Consider the following 19465-nt stretch of genomic DNA (forward strand, 5'->3'; position numbering starts at 1 on the left):
TCCGGCCCGAAAGGCGGAACGATGTTGCCAGCATTGCGAATGACAAAGAGCTGTCCCGGCTCCTGCTGGGTTACTAACTCCGGCACCAGGCGGCTGTCAGAACAGGAGATGAACAGCGCTTTGGGATTCTGGCTGGACGCCAGACTGCGGAAAAGGTCTTTACGTTGCGGAAAAATTTCTTTTTGAAAGCTGAGAAAACCTTCAATGATATGTTGCATAGCAATGTCTCATTTTTTTGTGATTGTTACAGGCATGATCGAGATCACGGTTTTTTGAGTTTACCCACCGGTCACGACTTCAGACAAGCAATATATTTCTGGACCGACCGCATGACAATCTCCCGCGCGTTCGCGGAAATGTTCTGGCCCTCAAAGGCGCCGTAGAGGCGCTCGAAGGAAACCTTTTCCAGCCGGGCGGCGATCTCAGCCACTGCTTCTGCCGGGAGCGGCAGCATGTTCGGGTAGCTCCACATAAACGACACCCCATCTTTGCCCGGCGTGACCTGCAGAATATCCCCGGCCAGCAGAATACCGCCGTCGCGGTGCCAGTGCAGCACCGTCCCGCCGGCAAAATGGCCGCCCAGTCGGTGCAGCGTCACGTCAGGGACGATCTCCAGCGAATCCCCCTCCCAGAAGCGCAGCGCCGGGCTGTCCCTCATCACCCACTGCCGATCCCTGGCGTGCAGGTATACCGGGGCGTTAAAGGCCGCTGCCCAATCCTGCATGGTGGTGTAGTAGTGCGGGTGCGAGATGGCGATGGCGTCGATACCGCCCAGCGCGTTCACCAGCGCCTGGGTGGCGGGATCGAGATTGGCGATACAGTCCCACAGCACATTACCCTGCGCGGTTCTCAGCAGGATCGCGCGCTGGTTGATGGCAAACGCGGGCACGGTTTTGATACCCAATAAGTCGGGTTCAAGCTGTTGCCACTTGTTGGTGTGCGTGTTGGTCAGGGCGGAAAAATCAAGCCACTCCTGGCCCGTCGCGGGTACATACTGGCGCTCATCTTCGCAAATGGCACAGTGCTGCGGTTCGCGGTCGGCGTCATAAGAGGTGCCGCAGGTTTTACATAAGACGATCACAACGCCTCCTGAGTCCGGGTGAGTCATCAGTATGGCAAGGATTATCCTTATGTGCGCTGGGGTGCCTCCTCCCTCTGTTTTGCTCTATAATACGACCTGGAACAAAAACCGAACAAAGCAGGTAAACGATGGAAATTGATCTCAACAATCTGGTGTTTGACGGGCTGGACGAAGCCGAAGAACGTAACGCTGAACGCCTTGAAGATGCGGATAAAAAAGCCCAGGCGATCGTGGCGGATGATGATTGCGGCGACGCCTGCAAGATCTGATAAAAAAGCCCCGGACTCGCGCCGGGGCTTTTAGTTTTATGCCGGGTGGCGCTACGCTTACCCGGCCTACAACACCCTTCCCTCAGAGCCGCGTAAGCGCAGCGCCGCCGGGCGTTTTTACGACTTCTTCAGGCCATCAATGGCTTGCTGCGCGCAGGCTTCATCCAGATGACCACCCGGCGCGCCGCCAATGCCGATGGCGCCAATTACCTCATCCCCTTCCCTGACCGGTACTCCCCCCGCCAGCAGCAGAAGGCCAGGGATATCGCGCAGGTTCTGCGCGCCCGCGTTGCTCTGGGCAGACTCCATCACCTTCCCCGACGCGTTTTTGGTGCTGAGGGCGGTAAAGGCTTTCATTTCGCTGGCTTTCAGGGTGTGCGGACCGGCGTTATCCGTGCGCTGCACCGCTTTTACCACCCCGGCGCGATCCACCACCGTGACGCTGACCTGATAATTTTTTGCTGTGCAGGCCTGGATCGCCGCGCTGGCTAACGCATTCGCCTGGGCCAGGGAGAGATTTTTTTGCGCCACAGACTGTGCATGCGCCGATACGCTGACCATCCCTGCTACACACGCTACTGCCATCATTAACTTTTTCATCGCACATCCTCTTGTAAGTGGGAACCCTTGCAGCGTATCCAGTCGTGGGATGAAATGTTATTCGGTTGACTACGCGGTGATCCTGGTAGTTATACGGATTGCAATTTGTCATATTCCCGGATGGCCTGCACCAGGCTTGAGACGCCCAGCTTGGCGAACACCGCCGCCCGGTGCGCTTCCACTGTCCTTGGGGAGAGATTCAGCCGGGCGGCGACCCCTTTATTACTGCTGCCTTCCATGAGCGCCTGCAGCACCTCATGCTCCCGGGTGGTGAGCTGTTCAAACCGCGCTCGGACCCGCGTGGCCTCCTGCCAGACGCCCAGGCGCCGCTGGCTCTCGGCGAGGGCGGCGGTGATGGATTCGATCAGCCTGTCAGCATCCAGCGGCTTGGTGAAAAATTCAAACACGCCGTTGTGAAACGCGCGGCGGCAGGCATCAATGGTGCCATGACCGGTCATGAGGATCACCGGCAGCAGCGGCCACGGCCATACCCCCTCCTCCAGCCAGGCGAGCCCACCTTTGCCCGGCATGCGCATGTCCAGTAGCAGACAGCCGGTCAGGGATTTTTCCGCCCCCTGCGCCGCGGTAAATGCAGCAATACTGTCATAAGGCTCCACATGCCAGTTCATACCGGTGAAAAGAAAAACCAGCGACTCTCTGACTGACGCATCATCATCAATCAACCAGATGACGTTATCCATTTACCTGACCTCCGTGGTGAGCAAACTGCAATCTGATCCTGGCCCCGCCCTCCGGGGCATTATCCAGAGCCAGCGTGCCATTCATCCGGGTGACCAACGACTCCGTTAAGGTCATTCCCAGCCCCGTGCCGCCCTCTCGCCCGCTATAAAAAGGCATAAAGGCGTTGTGGAGCGCTTCCGGGGTAAAGCCCGGGCCACCGTCAGTGATCGCTATATGGATGCGTTCGCCTTCGCGATGGCTGCGGATATGCACCCATCCCGCGGCGCGCTCCTGCTGGGCCTGAATAGCGTTGCTGAGCAGGTTATGCAGCACCTGCTCCAGCCACAGCCGGTCGGCGCAGAGCGTGCGGGCATCGGCGGCGAAATCATGGGTAAGACGAACAGGACTGGCGGTGCGCTCATGCTCCAGCAGGTTGCCGACATGCCGCCAGCACTCGGCCAGATCTACTGCCTCTAAGGTGACAGCCTCCTGGGTCACGTGCTCACGAAAGCGGGTCAGCAGCGCGCTAATGCGCTGGGTTTGCACCAGCGCCGAGCCCAGCGCCTGAGCAACCGCCGCAGGGTTATCCTGGCGCACCTGGCGCTGCGCCCCCTGGATCCAGGTCTGCACCGCCGTGAGAGGCTGGTTGATCTCATGCACAATGCCCGCGGTGATCTCCCCCAGGGTATTGAGCCGGGCATGTTGATAGTACCAGGCGCGCTGGTCGGCGTTCTGGCGCTGCTTACGCTGCCAGAGGATCACGCCACCCGCCGCGACCACAATAGCCCAGCCCACAAACAGCAGGACAAACGGCAGCAGCGCCACGCTCAGCCACGCCGGTTGGGCCTCGGCCAGCAGAATAAACGGCTGGGTATGCTGAGAAAACTGTCGCTGCCAGTGCCAGAAAGCTTCTGTTGGCGGTGGCGGCACCTCACCGGAGAGATTCAGGGTGAGGCGGGAAAAGCGGGGCCAGGCGTTAAGGACCGGCGAAGGGTCAATCAGCACCCGGATCTGTCGCCAGGGGTTGTAGAGCCAGTACTGCGTGCCAGTCACCGGTTCAACCCGGGCGGCGTCGAGCGCGCGACCAGAGGTGGTTTGCAGGTCGAGTATTTGCGGAAATTTTTTACGCAGCGCCGACAGATCTTCATCGCCATTCAACAGCGGCAGCACTGACTCATTCTGGGTGAGAACCGCGCCGATCTCCGTAAACGCCGTGGCAAATTCCCGGTCGAGTGCCCAGTACTGACGGCGGATCTGCTCGGCATACAGCAGCACGCTGCTGAGCAGGCAGAGCGTGAGCCAAATCAGGAGCCCTCGTTGTAGATAGTTTTTGCTGTTCATTCATTTAACTGGTGCAGAAAAAGGACGCCAGAGACCTTAGCAGGAAGCTAAGCCGTGGACAAAACTTGCGGCGATTTTTGGATGTTAGCGTCCAGAATGGCAGATGGTGCGGTGAAGAACGCACACCTCATTCCAGTATGTTTCCCGCACCAGGCGGTGTTCAGCGTGGCGTTTGGTCATGGAACCACTCCGGGTCAATATTGGCGATATCCACACCGTAGAGGCTGGCGACAGGCAGAATGGATTCAATAATACGCTGCGCGCTGTTCTCTTCCGATCGTGCGGTAAAAAACCGCCGTAACGTACTCATCAGTTTGTCCATTGCCCTGTTCCTCATGTGCTTAACCTGAAAGCAGTACAACAGCAATCCGTCGGCGATGGAAATACCGATTCCGGCAGAGGATTTGCGCCAGGCGCAAAAGCAACGCTGCTTTAACCGCTGGGTAACGCGCTGTTCACTAATGATTTTTTTCGTTAAGCAAAGACAATATTGGCATTTGGCTACCTGCGCCGGGTATGGGAGCGTATGAGGACAAAATAAAAACAGAAGCAGAGGAACCTATGGCAATACACACAAAACGGACGCTGGCACTGGCTTTACTGGCCGCTGTCGGGATGGTTTCCACCCAGGCGCAAGCAGACCAGCTGGCGGATATTAAGGCGGCGGGTGTGGTGAAAGTCGCAACGTTTGATGCCAATCCGCCGTTTGGATCGGTGGATGCAAAAAGCCACGAAATCGTCGCCTATGACGTCGACTTCGCCAAAGCGCTGGCAAAATCACTCGGCGTAAAACTGGAGCTGGTCGCCACTAACCCGGCAAACCGCATCCCGCTGCTACAGTCCGGGAAAGCGGATCTGATTGTGGCGGATATCACCATCACCCCGGAACGGGCGCAGGTGATCGACTTTTCGACCCCCTATTTCGTGACCGGGCAGCAGTTCCTGGTTCCGGCCAAGGGCGCGGATAAACTGGAGGCCTACAGCAAGGCGCGTATCGGGGCGGTAAAAGGCACCACCGGGGAGCAGGCGCTGCATCAGCGTTTCCCGCAGTCCCGTGTGCTCTCTTATGACGATATTCCGCTGGCGCTGACGGCGTTGCGCAACGGCAACGTGCAGGCGATCACCCAGGACAGCACCATTCTGGCGGGTCTGCTGGCCCAGGCGCCGGATAAAGCCAACTTTAAGATCCTCCCGGATCTGCTAAGTAAAGAAGAGATTGGCGTCGGGGTGAAAAAAGGCGAAACCGCGCTGTTAAAGGTGGTGAACGATGAGCTGGTGAAGCTGGAGAATACCGGCGACGCGGCAAAAATCTACGATGCCTGGTTTGGTCCACAGACGCCCTCCCCGCAGCCTCGCGCCTTTAAAATAGAAGCCCAGTAATATGCTGTCAGGTTTATTCTCTCGCTCCGCGGCCCGTGCCGCGGATTTTTCACATCTGCAACAGGCCAGCGTCACCTTTTGCGAGGTGGTGAAACGTTACGGCGACCGCCCGGTGCTGAAAGGCATCAACCTCAGCGTGACGCCCGGTGAGGTGGTCGCTATTCTCGGCCCGTCGGGTTCCGGTAAATCGACGCTGATTCGCCTGATCAACCAGCTGGAAGCTCTCACCTCCGGCGACATCCTGATTGACGGGAAATCTACGCGCCAGCTCCCCCGCCAGGCGTTGCGCCAGCTGCGCAGCCGGGTCGGTTTTGTCTTCCAGCAGTTTAATCTCTACAGCCATCTGACGGCCCGACAAAACATCGCCCTGGCGCTGAGGCACGTTCATGGCTGGCATTCGGCAGAGGCCGACACCCGCGCCGATAGATTGCTGGCGCAGGTGGGGATGGCGGATAAAGCCGATCACTATCCGGAGGCCTTATCCGGTGGGCAGCAGCAGCGGGTGGCGATCGCCCGAGCCCTGGCCTCCTCGCCGCAGATCATCCTCTTTGACGAGCCCACCTCGGCCCTCGATCCGGAGATGATTGGCGAAGTCCTGCTGGTGATGAAAGCCCTCGCCCACAGCGGGATCACCATGATTGTGGTCACCCATGAGATGCAGTTTGCCCGGGAAATTGCCGACCGGGTAGTGTTCATCGATGGCGGGCACATTCTGGAGGTGGCTCCGCCAGAGCAGTTTTTTCAGCATCCTGCCCATCCACGCACCCAGCGTTTTCTGCAGAAGGTGCTTAACCCGCTGCATCCGGGAGGGGTGTGATGCCCAACCTCGACTGGGAAGGGGTGCTGACCGGCCAGCCCTTGCAGTGGATCTTGTCCGGTTTTCTCACCACCCTGTGGGTGACGCTGGCAGGGATGGTGGTCGCCAGCCTTATCACTCTCGCCTCTCTGGGGTTGCGTCTCGCCGGGGGGCGCATCGGCGCGCATATCGTCGCCCTGTGGGTATCGCTGTTTCGCAATACGCCCCTTCTGGTGCAGCTGCTGTTCTGGTATTTCGCCGCCTGGAACGGGCTGCCGCAGGGGTTTCGCACCTTTGTGATGGACGATCATACCTGGGCGGTGCTGCCGGGTCAGGTCTGGTGGTTTACGCCAGAGTTTCTCTGCTCCGCCTGGGGACTGGGGGTCTTTACCTCGGCCTTTTTGACAGAGGAGATCACCGCCGGGCTACGCGCCGTTTCCGCCGGGCAGCGGGAAGCCGCCCTGGCGCAGGGCTTTTCCCCCTGGCCGCTGCTGCGGTATATCCTGCTGCCGCAGGGGCTGGCGAACGCCTGGCAGCCGGTGGTGGGTCAGTACCTCAATCTGATGAAACTCTCTTCGCTGGCAAGCGGCATCGGCTTTGCGGAGCTCACCTACCAGGTGCGGCAGACAGAGAGCTATAACGCCCACGCGCTGGAGGCTTTCAGCATCGGCACGGTACTGTACCTGCTCACCGGCGTGGCGATGGGGGTGTTGCTGACCAGACTGGGATCTTCAACCGAACGGCGCCGTAAAGCCGCCATCACCCCCCGGAGTGAAGAGAGATGTTAGCCGGACTGACTGTTATTACCGATAACCTGGATTATCTGCTCTGGGGACGAGCTGCGGCCGGGCAGCCCGGCGGCGTGCTGTTGACGCTACTGATGGCTTTGGGTGCCGCGGCGCTGGCGTTCCCGGCTGGAATAGCGCTGGCGGGGCTGGCGTGGCGTTTCCCGGGTGGCCTGCGCAAAGCCCTGTTCCTGTGGGCTGAGATTATCCGCGGCATCCCGCTGATTTTTGTCATTTTCTGGCTGTGGTATCTGTTACCCCTCATCACCGGAGGCGATCTGCCGGGGGCGCTGACCGTTACTCTCGCGCTGGCGTGGTTTACCGCCGCCGCCGTGATGCACTCCGTGCTGGCCGGGCTGATTGCGTTGCCTGGAGGACAATATGAAGCCGCTCAGGCCCAGGGGTTTGGCGCGCTGCAAACGCTGGGGTTACTCCTGCTGCCGCAGGCGTTGCGCAACACCCTGCCTTCGCTAATGGGGATTTTTATCAGCCTGCTGAAGGACACCTCGCTGGCCTTTATTGTCAACGTGCCGGAGCTGACCACCGTGGCAGGCCAGGTGAACAACCGGGTGCAGATCTACCCGGCGGCTATTTTTATTTTTACTGGCGTGGTCTATTACCTGCTGTGCTGTGGCGTTGAACAGCTGGCGAAACGCTGGCGGCTTAACCGGCCAGCGCTTTAACGACGGTTTCCATCGCCTGGGTGGTTAATTCGCTGCGTTTCACCCGCTGGTTTGCCAGCGCGGTGCGTAGTACCCCGGCGATGACGATATGCTTCGGCTCCTGCCCCAAATCGCGCATCTCAAGAACGACTTTGCCTACCACGCGACACATCTCCTGATACAGCGCTTCGTCTTTGGTTACATTGCCCATGACTTTCACTCCGTTGCCTTAAAAGGCCAGCTTAATAGATTCATCGCCGTTATACAAAAAAGCCCGACGAGAGACTCGCCGGGCTTTGAAATCAAACGGATAAATCAGTTGTTAACCGGGATCACCGCGCCTTTATACTTGGTGCGGATCCAGTCCTGGATCTCTTTAGAGTGCAGCACGTCCACCAGCGCCACGATGTCTTTCTTCTTCTCATCGCCACGGTGAACGGTGATGATGTTGGCGTACGGGTTGTTTTCACCGCTCTCTACCGCAATCGGGTCGTGAACCGGGTCCAGACCGGCGTCGATGGCGTAGTTGGCGTTGATGACAACCGCCGCGCCCTCGTCGTTGTTATACATCTGCGGCAGCAGGGAGGCTTCTACGTTCGGGGTGAACTGCAGCTTTTTCGGGTTTTCAACGATGTCGCTGATGCGCGCGGTCACTTTGTCGATGCCCGGCTTCAGCTTGATCACGCCCTCTTTCTCGAAGATAGAGAGGATACGTCCCTCTTCAGAGACCGCATCACGCATGATGATTTTGCCGCCTTCCGGCAGATCTTTCAGCGACTTGTATTTTTTGGAGTAGATACCGATTGGCTCGATGTGGATCGCCCCGGCGCTGACGAAATCGTACTCTTTATCCCCGGCGTGATCTTTCAGCACGCTGTTCAGGTATGGAATGTGCTGGAAGTAGTTGGCGTCGATGTCACGACCCGCCAGCGCGGTGTTCGGCAGGATGTAGTCCTGGAACGGTTTGATCTCCAGATCGATACCCTGTTTCGCCAGAATCGGCTTCGCCTGCTCCAGAATTTCGGCGTGCGGGGTGTTGGAGGCCCCCACGGTCAGGGTATCAGCCCAGGAGGCAAAGCTCAGGGCGCTCAAGGTTGCTGCGGCGATCAACGTCAGTGTCTTTTTCATGATGATGGTTCCTGTGTATTGTTGTGTTTATCTTTTATCAAGAATGGAAGTAATGATGTCGCCGCAGAACTGGATAATGAAAACGATGATCAAAATGGTCACCGTTGCCACCAGCGTGACGTCACCATGGTTGCGCTGGAAACCTTCCAGGTAAGCCAGATTTCCCAGACCACCGGCACCAATCACCCCCGCCATGGCGCTGTAGCTCACCAGGGCAATCAGCGTCACCGTGATCCCTGAGACCAGGGCAGGCGATGATTCCGGCAGTAAAACGCGAAAGATTAATGTGCTGAGTCGGGCGCCCATTGAGCGCGTCGCCTCGATCACCCCTTTGTCCACTTCACGCAGGGCGATCTCCACCAGACGGGCGTAGAACGGCGCGGCACCGACGATCAACGCAGGCAGTGCGGCGTTGGCCCCGAGGATGGTCCCCACCACGGTTTTGGTGAAGGGGATCAGCAGCACAATCAGAATGATGAACGGGATGGAGCGGAAGACGTTCACCACAATCGAAATGACGCTGTAGACCGTGCGGTTATGGAACATGCCGCCCCGGGCGGTTAAAAAGAGCGCCAGACCGAGGACAAGCCCGAGCACAAAAGTCGCAACGCCGGAGAGCGCGGTCATATACAGCGTCTCCAGGGTGGCCGCCCAGAGCTGGTCCCATTTCAGGTGCGGGAAGAGATTCTCAGCCATGTTTAATTACCTCGCCTTCAATATCACTGTGCTGCAAATCGGCGAGGATATTGTTCAGTTGTTCATCTGTTGCCACCACGTGCAGCCAGAGCTGGCCGAAGACACCGTGGGCAGTTTGTGTCATTTTGCCGTGCAGGATGTTAAACGGCAGGCCGTAGCGCAGCGTCAGTTCCCCGACGACCGGCTTGTGGGTGCTGTGGCCGGTAAAGGTCAGCTTAATAACGGTGCCTTCCAGTTCGTTTGCCAGCTCGCTGTTAAAGGTCTCGTCTTCGGCGTACTGGCTGACCTGACGCACAAACTGTTGCGTAATCGGCTGCTGGGGATGGGTAAAGACCTGCAGCACGTCGCCCTCTTCCACCACTTTGCCGTTTTCCATCACCGCCACGCGGTCACAGATTTTGCGCACCACGTGCATCTCATGGGTGATGAGTACAATGGTGAGCTTAAAACGACGGTTGATGTCGAGGAGCAGATCGAGGATCTGATCGGTGGTCTGGGGATCCAGCGCCGAGGTGGCCTCGTCGCAGAGCAGCACGTCCGGGTTGTTGGCCAGCGCGCGGGCAATGCCGACGCGCTGCTTCTGCCCACCGCTAAGCTGGGACGGATAAGCCTGTTCGCGGCCTTTCAGCCCCACCAGCTCAACCAGTTCTGCCACGCGGGCTTTGATTTTGGCTTTAGGCACCCCGGCAATCTGCATTGAAAAGGCGATGTTCTCGCTCACGGTGCGCGACCACAGCAGATTGAAGTGCTGAAACACCATACTGATCTTCAGCCGCGCCTGGCGCAGGGTTTCACCTTTCGCCGCGGAGATGTCGTGTCCGTTAATCGTCACGCTGCCGGTGGTCGGCTTTTCCAGGCCATTGAGCAGGCGGATTAAGGTACTTTTACCCGCGCCGCTGTAGCCAATAATTCCATAAATTTGCCCCTGCTCTATCGTCAGGTTCACGTTATCAACGGCTGTCAGCGCCACTTTTCCGTTGTCAAAAATCTTTGAAATATTCCTGAGTACAATCATTCTTCGGGTAATCCGTTCGCCTGTGGCGGTTTAGCAGTATGGATGTCCAAACGATAGTAAACAGGCGTTATTAGCTTTTGAATGAATGAAAAGGAATATCTTATAACTTTGAGTGATAAGAGGCGTGACACCTGGGGAGAAGGCCTTTGCTAATTTTCTGCAATCGATAGCTAAAAAGTCGCCATAGCGAAACGCCATAAAAATGGGGCATTTGCCTGAAGGTTTTTCGCGAGCGCAACATCTACGCGGTCAACCTTAACGCATTGATAACAACCCTTTGTAAAACTGCATATATAATTTTTGAAACGCTGTTTTCATTTTCCTTTTGCGCATCTTTCAGCGTATAATGCGCGCCTGTCTTCTGATGAATGGTTTCAGCGCTTGGACTACAAAAAACAACGCATACAACTTAACCTCTCTCCCTGGGCTGAAACACAGGCACACATTCTTCTGCACGCTCAATTGATGTCACCTATCCTTACTGCGTGCCATAAAAAATTTCGCAACACAGGTTTGACTCCAGGGCTCTGCGCCCCCGGAGCGAGATTTCCATATCCTTCCCAACTTAAAGACTAAGACTGTCATGAAAAAGACGAAAATTGTTTGCACCATCGGCCCGAAAACCGAATCTGAAGAGATGCTGACCAAGATGCTGGACGCCGGCATGAACGTGATGCGTCTGAACTTCTCTCACGGTGACTATGCTGAACACGGCCAGCGCATCCAGAACCTGCGCAACGTGATGAGCAAGACCGGTAAAAAAGCAGCAATCCTGCTGGATACCAAAGGTCCAGAAATTCGTACCATTAAACTGGAAGGCGGCAACGACGTTTCGCTGAAAGCGGGACAGACTTTCACCTTCACTACAGACAAGTCTGTTGTCGGCAACAGTGAAATCGTTGCTGTGACCTATGAAGGCTTCACCAGCGACCTGTCCGTCGGTAACACCGTTCTGGTGGACGATGGCCTGATCGGTATGGAAGTCACCGCTATCGAAGGTAACAAAGTTATCTGTAAAGTGCTGAACAACGGCGACCTGGGCGAAAACAAAGGCGTTAACCTGCCTGGCGTTTCCATCGCGCTGCCAGCCCTGGCTGAGAAAGACAAACAGGACCTGATCTTCGGTTGCGAGCAAGGCGTTGACTTCGTTGCGGCTTCCTTTATCCGTAAACGTTCTGACGTTGTTGAAATCCGAGAGCACCTGAAAGCCCACGGCGGCGAAAACATCCAGATCATCTCCAAAATCGAAAACCAGGAAGACCTGAACAACTTCGACGCAATCCACGACGCCTCTGACGGCATCATGGTTGCGCGTGGTGACCTGGGCGTTGAGATCCCGGTTGAAGAGGTGATCTTCGCGCAGAAGATGATGATCGAGAAGTGTGTTCGCGCGCGTAAAGTGGTTATCACCGCAACGCAGATGCTGGACTCCATGATCAAAAACCCACGTCCAACCCGCGCAGAAGCTGGCGACGTGGCGAACGCCATCCTCGACGGTACCGATGCGGTAATGCTCTCTGGCGAATCGGCTAAAGGTAAGTACCCGCTGGAAGCGGTCTCCATCATGGCGACCATCTGTGAGCGTACCGACCGCGTGATGAAAAGCCGTCTGGATTACAACAACGACAGCCGTAAACTGCGCATCACCGAAGCCGTGTGCCGTGGCGCGGTAGAAACCGCCGAGAAACTGGAAGCACCGCTGATTGTCGTCGCCACCCAGGGCGGTAAATCAGCTCGCGCAGTGCGTAAATACTTCCCGGACGCGACCATTCTGGCGTTGACCACCAACGAAACCACTGCGCGTCAGCTGGTGCTGAGCAAAGGCGTGGTTCCACACCTGGTAAAAGAGATCGCCTCTACTGACGATTTCTACCGCCTGGGTAAAGAAGTGGCCCTGCAGCTGGTTGAACGTGGCCTGGCGCAGAAAGGCGACGTTGTGGTGATGGTTTCTGGTGCACTGGTTCCAAGCGGCACCACTAATACCGCATCTGTTCACGTGCTGTAATAATTTCGTTCGAATTAGTTTGTATAAAAAGCGTCCTTCGGGGCGCTTTTTTTATTTCCGCTATCAGCCAAATTTATTAAAAAAGCAAATCGGGTTTTTCTATTTAACGGGGTCGTTTTCTAAGATGAATCCGATGAAAATTGTCTGTTTTAACACAATATTTTTCATGAAATAGTCAAAACAGGTGCTTCTTTGAGCGAACGATCAAAAATAGGCATATTCCCATCAAAAAAATATTCTCAACCTAAAAAACTTTGTGTAATACTTGTAACGCTACATGGAGATTAACTCAATCTAGAGGGTATTAATAATGAATCGTACTAAACTGGTACTGGGCGCGGTAATCCTGGGTTCTACTCTGCTGGCAGGTTGCTCCAGCAACGCTAAAATCGATCAGCTGTCTTCTGACGTTCAGACTCTGAACGCTAAAGTTGACCAGCTGAGCAACGACGTGAACGCAATGCGTTCCGACGTTCAGGCTGCTAAAGACGACGCAGCTCGCGCTAACCAGCGTCTGGACAACCAGGCTACTAAATACCGTAAGTAATAGTACCTGTGTTAATAAAATGGCGCACATTGTGCGCCATTTTTTTTTGCCCCGCATTTCGCTTTACTGAATCGCCTGTTCATGCCCCACAGACGAAAGCGTGTTCTTCGCTGAAAGCCCACTACTGTTCACATTCGCCCCGGCACCTGTCGAGACCTCTACCGGGATACCCGCCCGACGCGACAACGCTTTGTTCACTAACGTCTTATCGCTGCCACTCTGCGACATAAAGGATGCAAGCGCACTGGAGTGGGCGATCGCCAGCGTTTGCGGATTCTCCCCTTCCATCGTCGCCAGCGGGCGATGCACTTCAACGTAGCGCTTACCGTCCGGCTCAACCGAGAACTTCACCGGCTCATTGATGATCTGCACCCGCGTGCCGACAGAGGTCTGGGCGAAGAGCGCTTTGATATCCGGCGCATTCATACGCATACAACCGGAACTGACGCGCAGCCCCACGCTGTCCGGCGCGCTGGTCCCGTGGATCAGGTATTCACCGTTACCCACGCCCAGACGCAGCGCAAAGCGTCCTAACGGGTTATTTGGCCCTGCGGGTACTACCGGCGGCAGTTTGATGCCCTGAGCCAGCGAGCGCGCTCTGATGCCCGCAGTTGGCGTCCAGGTCGGATTCGGGATCTTCTGGCTGATGCGGGTGGTGGTCACCGGCGTGTCCAGCCCAAGCTGTCCAATGCCCAGCGGATAGACCTGCACGCTATTTTCACCCGGGGGATAGAAGTAGAGCCGCAGCTCCGCCAGATTCACCACAATCCCTTCCCGGGGGGTATCCGGCAGCAACATTTGCGACGGAATGGTGATCACCGTTCCCGGCGCCGGATAGACCGGGGCGATAGTATTATTGGCTTCGAGTATTAAATGCGCAGCGGTATTAAACCGGCGCGCAATGGCCTGCAGGTTATTATCACCTTCCTGAACAACATAGGTCTGATTTTGCCCGATTAACCGGCTACCCGCCGCTGGCAAAGGATAATCCACCGCCCGGGCGCTATTAAGCGCGCTGAGCGAACCTAAAAGAATGAGAGTTAATAAAGACGCGCGCTTCATGCTGAGATTCCTTATTCACTGACAGAACGTCAGAAAGCTGAAAAATCCGCGAGGCGGGAGCCGTCTCGCGGAGCAGAATGAGGGCTGTCCTGATAGTTTAGCTAATGTTGGCGGCTTTGGAACGGATTGCGCGGATCATCGCCTCAAGCCCCTGGGATCGGGAGGGGGTTAAATGCTGGGTGAGCGCCATTTTTTCAAACCACGGGCGGACGTCAAAAGCGACAATATCCTGGGCGGACATCTGCTGATATAAAATAAACACGACGGCAATAAGGCCTTTGACTATTGCCGCATCACTGTCGCCCGCTAATTCAATCACCCCGGCTTCATTCTGGTGCATTATTATCCACACCTGGCTCTGACACCCCTGAATACTATTTTCCGGGACGTGGTCGCTTTCGCTGAGGGCAGGCAGACGCTGCCCCAGCTCAATGATGTAGAGGTACTTCTCTTCCCAGTTTGCGCAACGCGTAAAATTACGCAGCAATTTATCTCTGTCTGGCAATGCAGCCATCTCTTGCCCTCTTTTTAGCCCAGCAGCTGGTGGATACGCTTCAGCCCGGCCACCAGTCTGTCGACCTCTTCCAGTGTGTTGTACATCACCAGCGATGCGCGGCACATCGCCGGTACCTGATAAAACGCCATCAGCGGCATAGCGCAGTGGTGTCCGGTTCGCACCGCCACCCCGTAGTTATCGAGAAAACTGCCCACGTCATAGGCGTGGTGTTTGCCAAGGTTAAAGGCAATAACACCCTGACGGTCCGCCGGGCCATACAGCGTGAGATCCGGCACGTTGGCAAGTTCCGCCAGAGCGTAGCGCATCAGCATCTGTTCATATTCGGCGATAGCATCAAGGCCGATGCCTGACACATACTCCATCGCCGCGCCCAGCCCGATAATGCCGCCGGTGTTAGGCGTGCCCGCCTCAAAGCGCCACGGCGCCCGGGCGTAGGTTGTGCCTCCGCTCAGGCTGACGGTGGCGATCATCGACCCGCCCCCTTCCCACGGCGGCATCGCCTGTAAAATCTCATCTTTGACGTACAGCACGCCGATACCGGTAGGCCCGTAGAGCTTATGGCCGGAAAAGACATAGAAGTCGCAGTCCAGCGCCTGGACATCCACCGTATGGTGCATCACCGCCTGGGCGCCATCAATCAGCACTTTCGCCCCCACCTGGTGGGCTTTGGCGATAATCTCCGCCACCGGATTTTCGGTACCCAGCACGTTGGAGATCTGAGTAATGGCCACCAGCCGGGTGCGTTCATCCAGCAGGGTATCCAGCTGTTCAAGCTGTAACGTGCCATCCTCGTTAAGCGGGATAACCCGCAGTTCCGCCCCGACGCGCTCGCACAGCATCTGCCAGGGCACGATATTGGCATGGTGCTCCATCTGACTGATGAGGATGTTATCGCCCGCGTGCACTTCGGCGCTGCCCCAGCTGTTCGCCACCAGGTTGATCCCTTCGGTGGTACCGCGCACAAAGACCAGCTCCTCCGGCGAGCGGGCGTTTAAAAATGTTGCCGCGCGGGTACGGACATTCTCCATCCGCTGCGTCGCCTCGGCGCTGAGGGTGTGGATCCCCCGGTGCACCGCCGCGTAGCCATGCCGGTAAAACTCCGCCTCGGCCTCGATCACCTGCATGGGCTTTTGCGCGCTGGCGGCGCTGTCGAGATAGGCAAGCGGCAGACCGTTTACTTCACGGGTCAGGACAGGAAAATCCGCCCGCACTTTCTCTACAGGGAAAATCATGCCACACCTCCAGGCAGACGCTGGCCGATACGCGCCAGCACCTGCTGTCTTAACGTTTCATCGTCGAGGGCTTCGGTCAGCTCGGCAGCAAAGGCGTAGATAATCATCTTCTCGGCCGCCTGCTTATCGATCCCGCGGGAGCGCAGATAGAACATCTGCTCATCGTCGATCCGCCCCACGGTGGCGCCGTGGCTGCACTTCACATCATCGGCGTAAATTTCCAGCTGCGGTTTGGTGTCCACCTCCGCCAGTCGCCCCATCAGCAGATTGTTGTTGGTCATCTGGCCGTCGGTTTTAATGGCGTGCTGCGCCACGTTGATCAGCCCGTTGAAGACGGCCCGCCCCTTATCGCTGACGATGGTTTTATGCAGCTGGCGGCTGTTGCAGTAGCCCTTGTTGTGCTCAAGCCAGGTACGGGTGTCGCACACTTCAGATTTCACCGGCATCGCCAGGCTGTTGATGCGCAGGGTCGTATTTTCGCCGTTAAGCTGGGTGCTGGTGTTATGGCGCAGTACTGCGCCCCCCAGCAGGAAGCTGTGGCTGAATGCCGTCGCATCGGCGGCCATCAACAGGTCGTTATGGGCGAAGTGGTGGCTCGCCGCGTTCTCGAACGCCAGCTTGATATGGTGCAGCCGGGCGTTGGCCGCCACGTTCATGGTCAGGCGAGAACCGGTGAAATGGTGCATCTCATTGAGACTCACGTAATGCTCAATGATGGTTGCTTCTGCACCCTGCGCCAGTTCCAGATGGTGACGATAATGGGCAGTATTGATTTCTTCACCCGCCAGACCCTGAGTAATATGTAACAAGAGCAACGGCTTAGAAGGCCGTAGGTCACGTTTCACCCTGATATGCGTCACGCTCTGGGCCAGGCTTTCGGTCAGATGCAGGAACAGCTCCGGCTGAACCGGTGCCGCCAGGCTTTGCCGCTCGTCGTTAATGGTCACCTCAAACCCGCTGCCGTCGGTGCTGTCGCTCAGTTCCGGACTAAAGCGTCCGTCAACAAAGACCAGCCGCGTGGCGTCGAGAGTAAGCGCCAGGGCATCCCGATCGCTCGCTGCCACCCTGGCGGGTCGGGAAACAAACTCGCCGTTAAGCAACCCTTCCAGCGGGGTATATTTCCAGTTTTCGTGCTTACGCGTCGGCAACCCGAGGCGCAGCATCTGCTGCAGGTGCTGCTGGGCCTGTTCAGAGCGGGTTCCGCCCTGTGCCTCAAACAGGCGGTGCCACTGCTGCAGCGCGTTACTGCTGTTCGCTAAGCCAGCCATAGCCCTGCTCCTCCAGCTGTTTGACCAGCGTAAAATCACCCGATTTCACAATCCGCCCCTGATAGAGCACATGCACATAATCGGGTTTAATGTAATCAAGGATGCGCTGATAGTGGGTGACGATGATAAACGACCGCTTGCCGTCGCGCAGGGCGTTAACGCCGTCGGCGACGATTTTCAGGGCGTCGATATCGAGCCCGGAGTCGGTTTCATCGAGGATGCACAGCTCCGGCTCCAGCACCGCCATCTGCAGAATGTCGTTGCGCTTCTTCTCCCCGCCGGAAAAACCGACGTTGACCGAGCGGGTGAGCAGATCTTCCGGCATCTTCAGCAGCTGGATCTTCTCTTCCATCAGATCCTGGAAATCAAAGCGATCCAGCTCCTCTTCGCTGCGGTATTTGCGCACGGCATTCAGCGCGGTCTGCAGGAAGAACTGGTTGCTAACGCCCGGGATCTCCACCGGGTACTGGAAGGCCATAAAAATGCCCTCCCCGGCTCTCTCTTCCGGTGACAGCTCCAGCAGATCTTTGCCCTTAAAGTCGACCGAACCGCCGACCACTTCGTAATCTTCGCGCCCGGCAAGGGTGGCTGACAGCGTACTTTTGCCCGACCCGTTAGGGCCCATAATCGCATGCACTTCGCCCGGGCGGACCTCAAGGCTCAGGCCGCGCAGGATCGCTTTATCTTCCACACTGACCTGTAAATCTTTAATGCTTAACATGTGCTTTCCTTAATCCTTAACCGACGCTGTGTTCGAGGCTGATCGCCAGTAATTTTTGTGCTTCCACGGCAAACTCCAGCGGTAGTTCAGAGAACACATCCTTACAGAAGCCGTTTACAATCATCGAGATGGCATCCTCTTCGCTGATGCCGCGCTGCAGGCAGTAGAAGAGCTGATCTTCGCCGATCCGCGAGGTTGTCGCTTCGTGTTCCAGCTGGGCGCTGTTATTGCGGCACTCAACATACGGGAAAGTATGCGCCCCACAGTCCGGGCCAATCAGCATGGAGTCGCACTGGGTAAAGTTACGGGCGTTGGTGGCCGTCGGCATGATTTTGACTAAGCCGCGATAGCTGTTCTGGCTCTGCCCAGCGGAGATCCCTTTCGAAATGATGGTCGACCGGGTGTTTTTGCCGATGTGGATCATCTTGGTGCCGGTATCGGCCTGCTGATGCCCGCTGGTCAGCGCCACGGAGTAGAACTCGCCGATGGAGTTATCCCCGCGCAGAATACAGCTCGGATATTTCCAGGTGATGGCGGAGCCGGTCTCAGACTGGGTCCACGACATTTTACTGTTTTCGCCTTCGCACAGGGCGCGCTTGGTGACGAAGTTCAGGATGCCGCCGGTGTTGTTATCCCCCGGGAACCAGTTCTGCACCGTCGAGTATTTCACCTCGGCGTCTTTATGGATGATCACCTCCACCACTGCCGCGTGCAGCTGGTAGCTGTCGCGCACCGGGGCGGAACAGCCCTCGATATAGCTGACGTAGCTACCCTCATCGGCAACGAGGATGGTGCGTTCAAACTGGCCGGTTTTCTCGGCGTTGATACGGAAATAGGTGGAGAGCTCCATCGGGCAGCGCACGCCTTTCGGCACGTATATAAAGGTGCCGTCGGAGGCTACCGCCGCGTTGAGGGCGGCAAAGAAGTTATCGTTGCCCGGCACGACGGTGCCAAGATATTTCTTCACCAGCTCTGGGTGATCGTGGATAGCTTCCCCGAAGGAGCAGAAGATGATCCCCTGCTCGCCCAGTTTTTCGCGATAGGTGGTCGCGACCGAGACGGAGTCAAAGATGGCGTCCACCGCCACCTCGCGCCCTTCACGTACCGGCACGCCGAGCTGTTCGAACGCCTCCTCCACCTCTTTACTTAAAAAGGCGTTGGCCCCTGTCTGCTGTACCGCACCGGGCTCAGAGGCGCAGGTGTCGTCGCAATGACCACAGGAGGGGGCAGAGTAGTAGCTGTAATTCTGATAGTTCAGCTTATCGTAGTGCGCCTTCAGCCAGTGCGGCTCTTCCATCTCCAGCCAGGCTTTGAACGCATTCAGCCGGAACTCCAGCATCCAGTCGGGTTCGTTACGCTTGGCGGAAATCGCGCGGATGACCTCTTCGTTAATCCCTTTTGCCAGCTCGTCGGTCTGCAATTGGGTGAAGAAGCCCTCTTTGTAATTAATGTGGCCGCCGGACCAGGTGTTGACGTCGTCAGTTGCTTCAGTATGTCGAGACATAATACCGCCTATACCCCAAAACTTTCGCCGCAGCCGCATTCGTTCTGGGCCTTCGGGTTATTGAATTTGAATAACTGGTTTAAGCCTTCGCGCACGTAATCCACTTCCGTACCGTCAATAAACGGCATCGCCTGGAGCGGCACATAGAGCCGGGCGCCGTCATGTTCAAAAACCA

25 protein-coding genes are annotated in these 19465 nt (G+C 56.9%); 8 read left to right on the plus strand and 17 right to left on the minus strand.

All coding sequences use genetic code 11. From position 1 onward, the window contains the following. Positions 1-218: carbonic anhydrase (locus WFM46_RS18165; RefSeq protein ID WP_336998176.1), on the minus strand; the 218-nt coding region annotated here is incomplete at its 3' end. A 71-nt stretch (positions 219-289) separates the two neighbouring features. Further along, positions 290-1081, minus strand: a complete 792-nt coding sequence (locus tag WFM46_RS18170; RefSeq protein ID WP_336998177.1) for an MBL fold metallo-hydrolase — start codon at positions 1079-1081, stop codon at positions 290-292. A gap of 128 nt (positions 1082-1209) precedes the next feature. On the opposite strand from WFM46_RS18170, the gene WFM46_RS18175 reads away from it, so the two are divergent. Continuing rightward, the gene (locus WFM46_RS18175; protein ID WP_032617828.1) at positions 1210-1350 is read left to right on the plus strand and encodes a hypothetical protein; all 141 of its coding nucleotides are present in this window, start codon (positions 1210-1212) and stop codon (positions 1348-1350) included. A gap of 117 nt (positions 1351-1467) precedes the next feature. On the opposite strand, the gene WFM46_RS18180 is transcribed toward WFM46_RS18175, so the two are convergent. The 4 genes from WFM46_RS18180 to WFM46_RS18195 all read right to left on the minus strand — a co-directional run bounded on the left by WFM46_RS18180 (position 1468) and on the right by WFM46_RS18195 (position 4294). Continuing rightward, positions 1468-1950 (minus strand): GlcG/HbpS family heme-binding protein, encoded by a 483-nt coding sequence (locus tag WFM46_RS18180; RefSeq protein ID WP_336998178.1) that lies wholly within the window; start codon positions 1948-1950, stop codon positions 1468-1470. Between the two features lie 89 nt (positions 1951-2039). Further along, entirely contained in the window at positions 2040-2651 is a 612-nt protein-coding gene (locus tag WFM46_RS18185; protein WP_336998179.1) for a response regulator transcription factor, read from the minus strand. Further along, entirely contained in the window at positions 2644-3972 is a 1329-nt protein-coding gene (locus tag WFM46_RS18190) for a sensor histidine kinase (protein WP_336998180.1), read from the minus strand. The genes WFM46_RS18185 and WFM46_RS18190 overlap by 8 nt, the downstream gene beginning before the upstream one ends. A 160-nt stretch (positions 3973-4132) precedes the next feature. Next, on the minus strand, positions 4133-4294 hold the full coding sequence (locus WFM46_RS18195; RefSeq protein ID WP_168192014.1) for a hypothetical protein: 162 nt from the start codon (positions 4292-4294) through the stop codon (positions 4133-4135). A 239-nt stretch (positions 4295-4533) separates the two neighbouring features. On the opposite strand from WFM46_RS18195, the gene WFM46_RS18200 reads away from it, so the two are divergent. The 4 genes from WFM46_RS18200 to WFM46_RS18215 are packed head-to-tail and all read left to right on the plus strand — an operon-like array spanning position 4534 to position 7616. Further along, complete coding sequence (locus tag WFM46_RS18200; protein WP_336998181.1) at positions 4534-5352, plus strand: ABC transporter substrate-binding protein; 819 nt, start codon at positions 4534-4536, stop codon at positions 5350-5352. Position 5353: 1 nt separating this feature from the next. Beyond that, complete coding sequence (locus tag WFM46_RS18205; RefSeq protein ID WP_336998182.1) at positions 5354-6169, plus strand: amino acid ABC transporter ATP-binding protein; 816 nt, start codon at positions 5354-5356, stop codon at positions 6167-6169. Continuing rightward, complete coding sequence (locus tag WFM46_RS18210) at positions 6166-6936, plus strand: amino acid ABC transporter permease (RefSeq protein ID WP_336998183.1); 771 nt, start codon at positions 6166-6168, stop codon at positions 6934-6936. Before WFM46_RS18205 ends, WFM46_RS18210 begins: the two co-directional genes overlap by 4 nt. After that, positions 6930-7616, plus strand: coding sequence for an ABC transporter permease subunit (locus WFM46_RS18215; RefSeq protein WP_336998184.1), 687 nt, complete (start codon positions 6930-6932; stop codon positions 7614-7616). Before WFM46_RS18210 ends, WFM46_RS18215 begins: the two co-directional genes overlap by 7 nt. Here WFM46_RS18215 and fumD read toward each other — a convergent pair. From fumD to WFM46_RS18235, 4 genes are all read right to left on the minus strand, one after another. Continuing rightward, positions 7597-7806 carry a fumarate hydratase FumD gene (fumD, locus tag WFM46_RS18220; RefSeq protein ID WP_014831602.1) on the minus strand — a complete coding sequence of 70 codons (210 nt, stop codon included), beginning with the start codon at positions 7804-7806 and terminating at the stop codon, positions 7597-7599. The two genes, WFM46_RS18215 and fumD, sit on opposite strands and share 20 nt — an antisense overlap. Before the next feature lie 104 nt (positions 7807-7910). Continuing rightward, positions 7911-8723, minus strand: coding sequence for a MetQ/NlpA family ABC transporter substrate-binding protein (locus tag WFM46_RS18225; protein ID WP_039029111.1), 813 nt, complete (start codon positions 8721-8723; stop codon positions 7911-7913). A gap of 27 nt (positions 8724-8750) precedes the next feature. Next, the gene (locus WFM46_RS18230; protein ID WP_103179330.1) at positions 8751-9419 is read right to left on the minus strand and encodes a methionine ABC transporter permease; all 669 of its coding nucleotides are present in this window, start codon (positions 9417-9419) and stop codon (positions 8751-8753) included. After that, positions 9412-10434, minus strand: a complete 1023-nt coding sequence (locus WFM46_RS18235) for a methionine ABC transporter ATP-binding protein (RefSeq protein WP_103179329.1) — start codon at positions 10432-10434, stop codon at positions 9412-9414. The genes WFM46_RS18230 and WFM46_RS18235 overlap by 8 nt, the downstream gene beginning before the upstream one ends. 381 nt (positions 10435-10815) lie before the next feature. Between WFM46_RS18235 and ynhH the strand changes: the two genes are divergently transcribed. From ynhH to lpp, 3 genes are all read left to right on the plus strand, one after another. Continuing rightward, positions 10816-11010, plus strand: a complete 195-nt coding sequence (gene ynhH, locus WFM46_RS23875; protein WP_418936632.1) for a protein YnhH — start codon at positions 10816-10818, stop codon at positions 11008-11010. A 7-nt stretch (positions 11011-11017) separates the two neighbouring features. Next, positions 11018-12439 carry a pyruvate kinase PykF gene (gene pykF, locus WFM46_RS18240; protein WP_336998185.1) on the plus strand — a complete coding sequence of 474 codons (1422 nt, stop codon included), beginning with the start codon at positions 11018-11020 and terminating at the stop codon, positions 12437-12439. Positions 12440-12749: 310 nt separating this feature from the next. Then, positions 12750-12986: a murein lipoprotein Lpp gene (lpp, locus tag WFM46_RS18245; protein ID WP_001082307.1), complete on the plus strand. Its 237-nt coding sequence runs from the start codon at positions 12750-12752 to the stop codon at positions 12984-12986. A 63-nt stretch (positions 12987-13049) separates the two neighbouring features. On the opposite strand, the gene ldtE is transcribed toward lpp, so the two are convergent. The 7 genes from ldtE to WFM46_RS18280 all read right to left on the minus strand — a co-directional run. Beyond that, entirely contained in the window at positions 13050-14048 is a 999-nt protein-coding gene (gene ldtE, locus WFM46_RS18250; RefSeq protein ID WP_103179327.1) for a L,D-transpeptidase LdtE, read from the minus strand. A gap of 97 nt (positions 14049-14145) precedes the next feature. Then, on the minus strand, positions 14146-14562 hold the full coding sequence (gene sufE, locus WFM46_RS18255) for a cysteine desulfuration protein SufE (RefSeq protein WP_103179326.1): 417 nt from the start codon (positions 14560-14562) through the stop codon (positions 14146-14148). A gap of 14 nt (positions 14563-14576) precedes the next feature. Continuing rightward, complete coding sequence (gene sufS, locus WFM46_RS18260; protein ID WP_336998186.1) at positions 14577-15797, minus strand: cysteine desulfurase SufS; 1221 nt, start codon at positions 15795-15797, stop codon at positions 14577-14579. Continuing rightward, positions 15794-17065: a Fe-S cluster assembly protein SufD gene (sufD, locus tag WFM46_RS18265; protein WP_336998187.1), complete on the minus strand. Its 1272-nt coding sequence runs from the start codon at positions 17063-17065 to the stop codon at positions 15794-15796. Before sufD ends, sufS begins: the two co-directional genes overlap by 4 nt. Then, on the minus strand, positions 17040-17786 hold the full coding sequence (gene sufC / locus WFM46_RS18270) for a Fe-S cluster assembly ATPase SufC (RefSeq protein WP_039029104.1): 747 nt from the start codon (positions 17784-17786) through the stop codon (positions 17040-17042). Before sufC ends, sufD begins: the two co-directional genes overlap by 26 nt. Positions 17787-17802: 16 nt before the next feature. After that, entirely contained in the window at positions 17803-19290 is a 1488-nt protein-coding gene (sufB, locus tag WFM46_RS18275; protein ID WP_103179323.1) for a Fe-S cluster assembly protein SufB, read from the minus strand. Between the two features lie 8 nt (positions 19291-19298). Next, a partial coding sequence (locus WFM46_RS18280) for an iron-sulfur cluster assembly accessory protein (RefSeq protein WP_336998188.1) occupies positions 19299-19465 on the minus strand: 167 nt, incomplete at its 5' end.

The sequence above is a fragment of the Leclercia sp. M50 genome (assembly GCF_037150775.1).
Lineage (GTDB): Bacteria > Pseudomonadota > Gammaproteobacteria > Enterobacterales > Enterobacteriaceae > Enterobacter.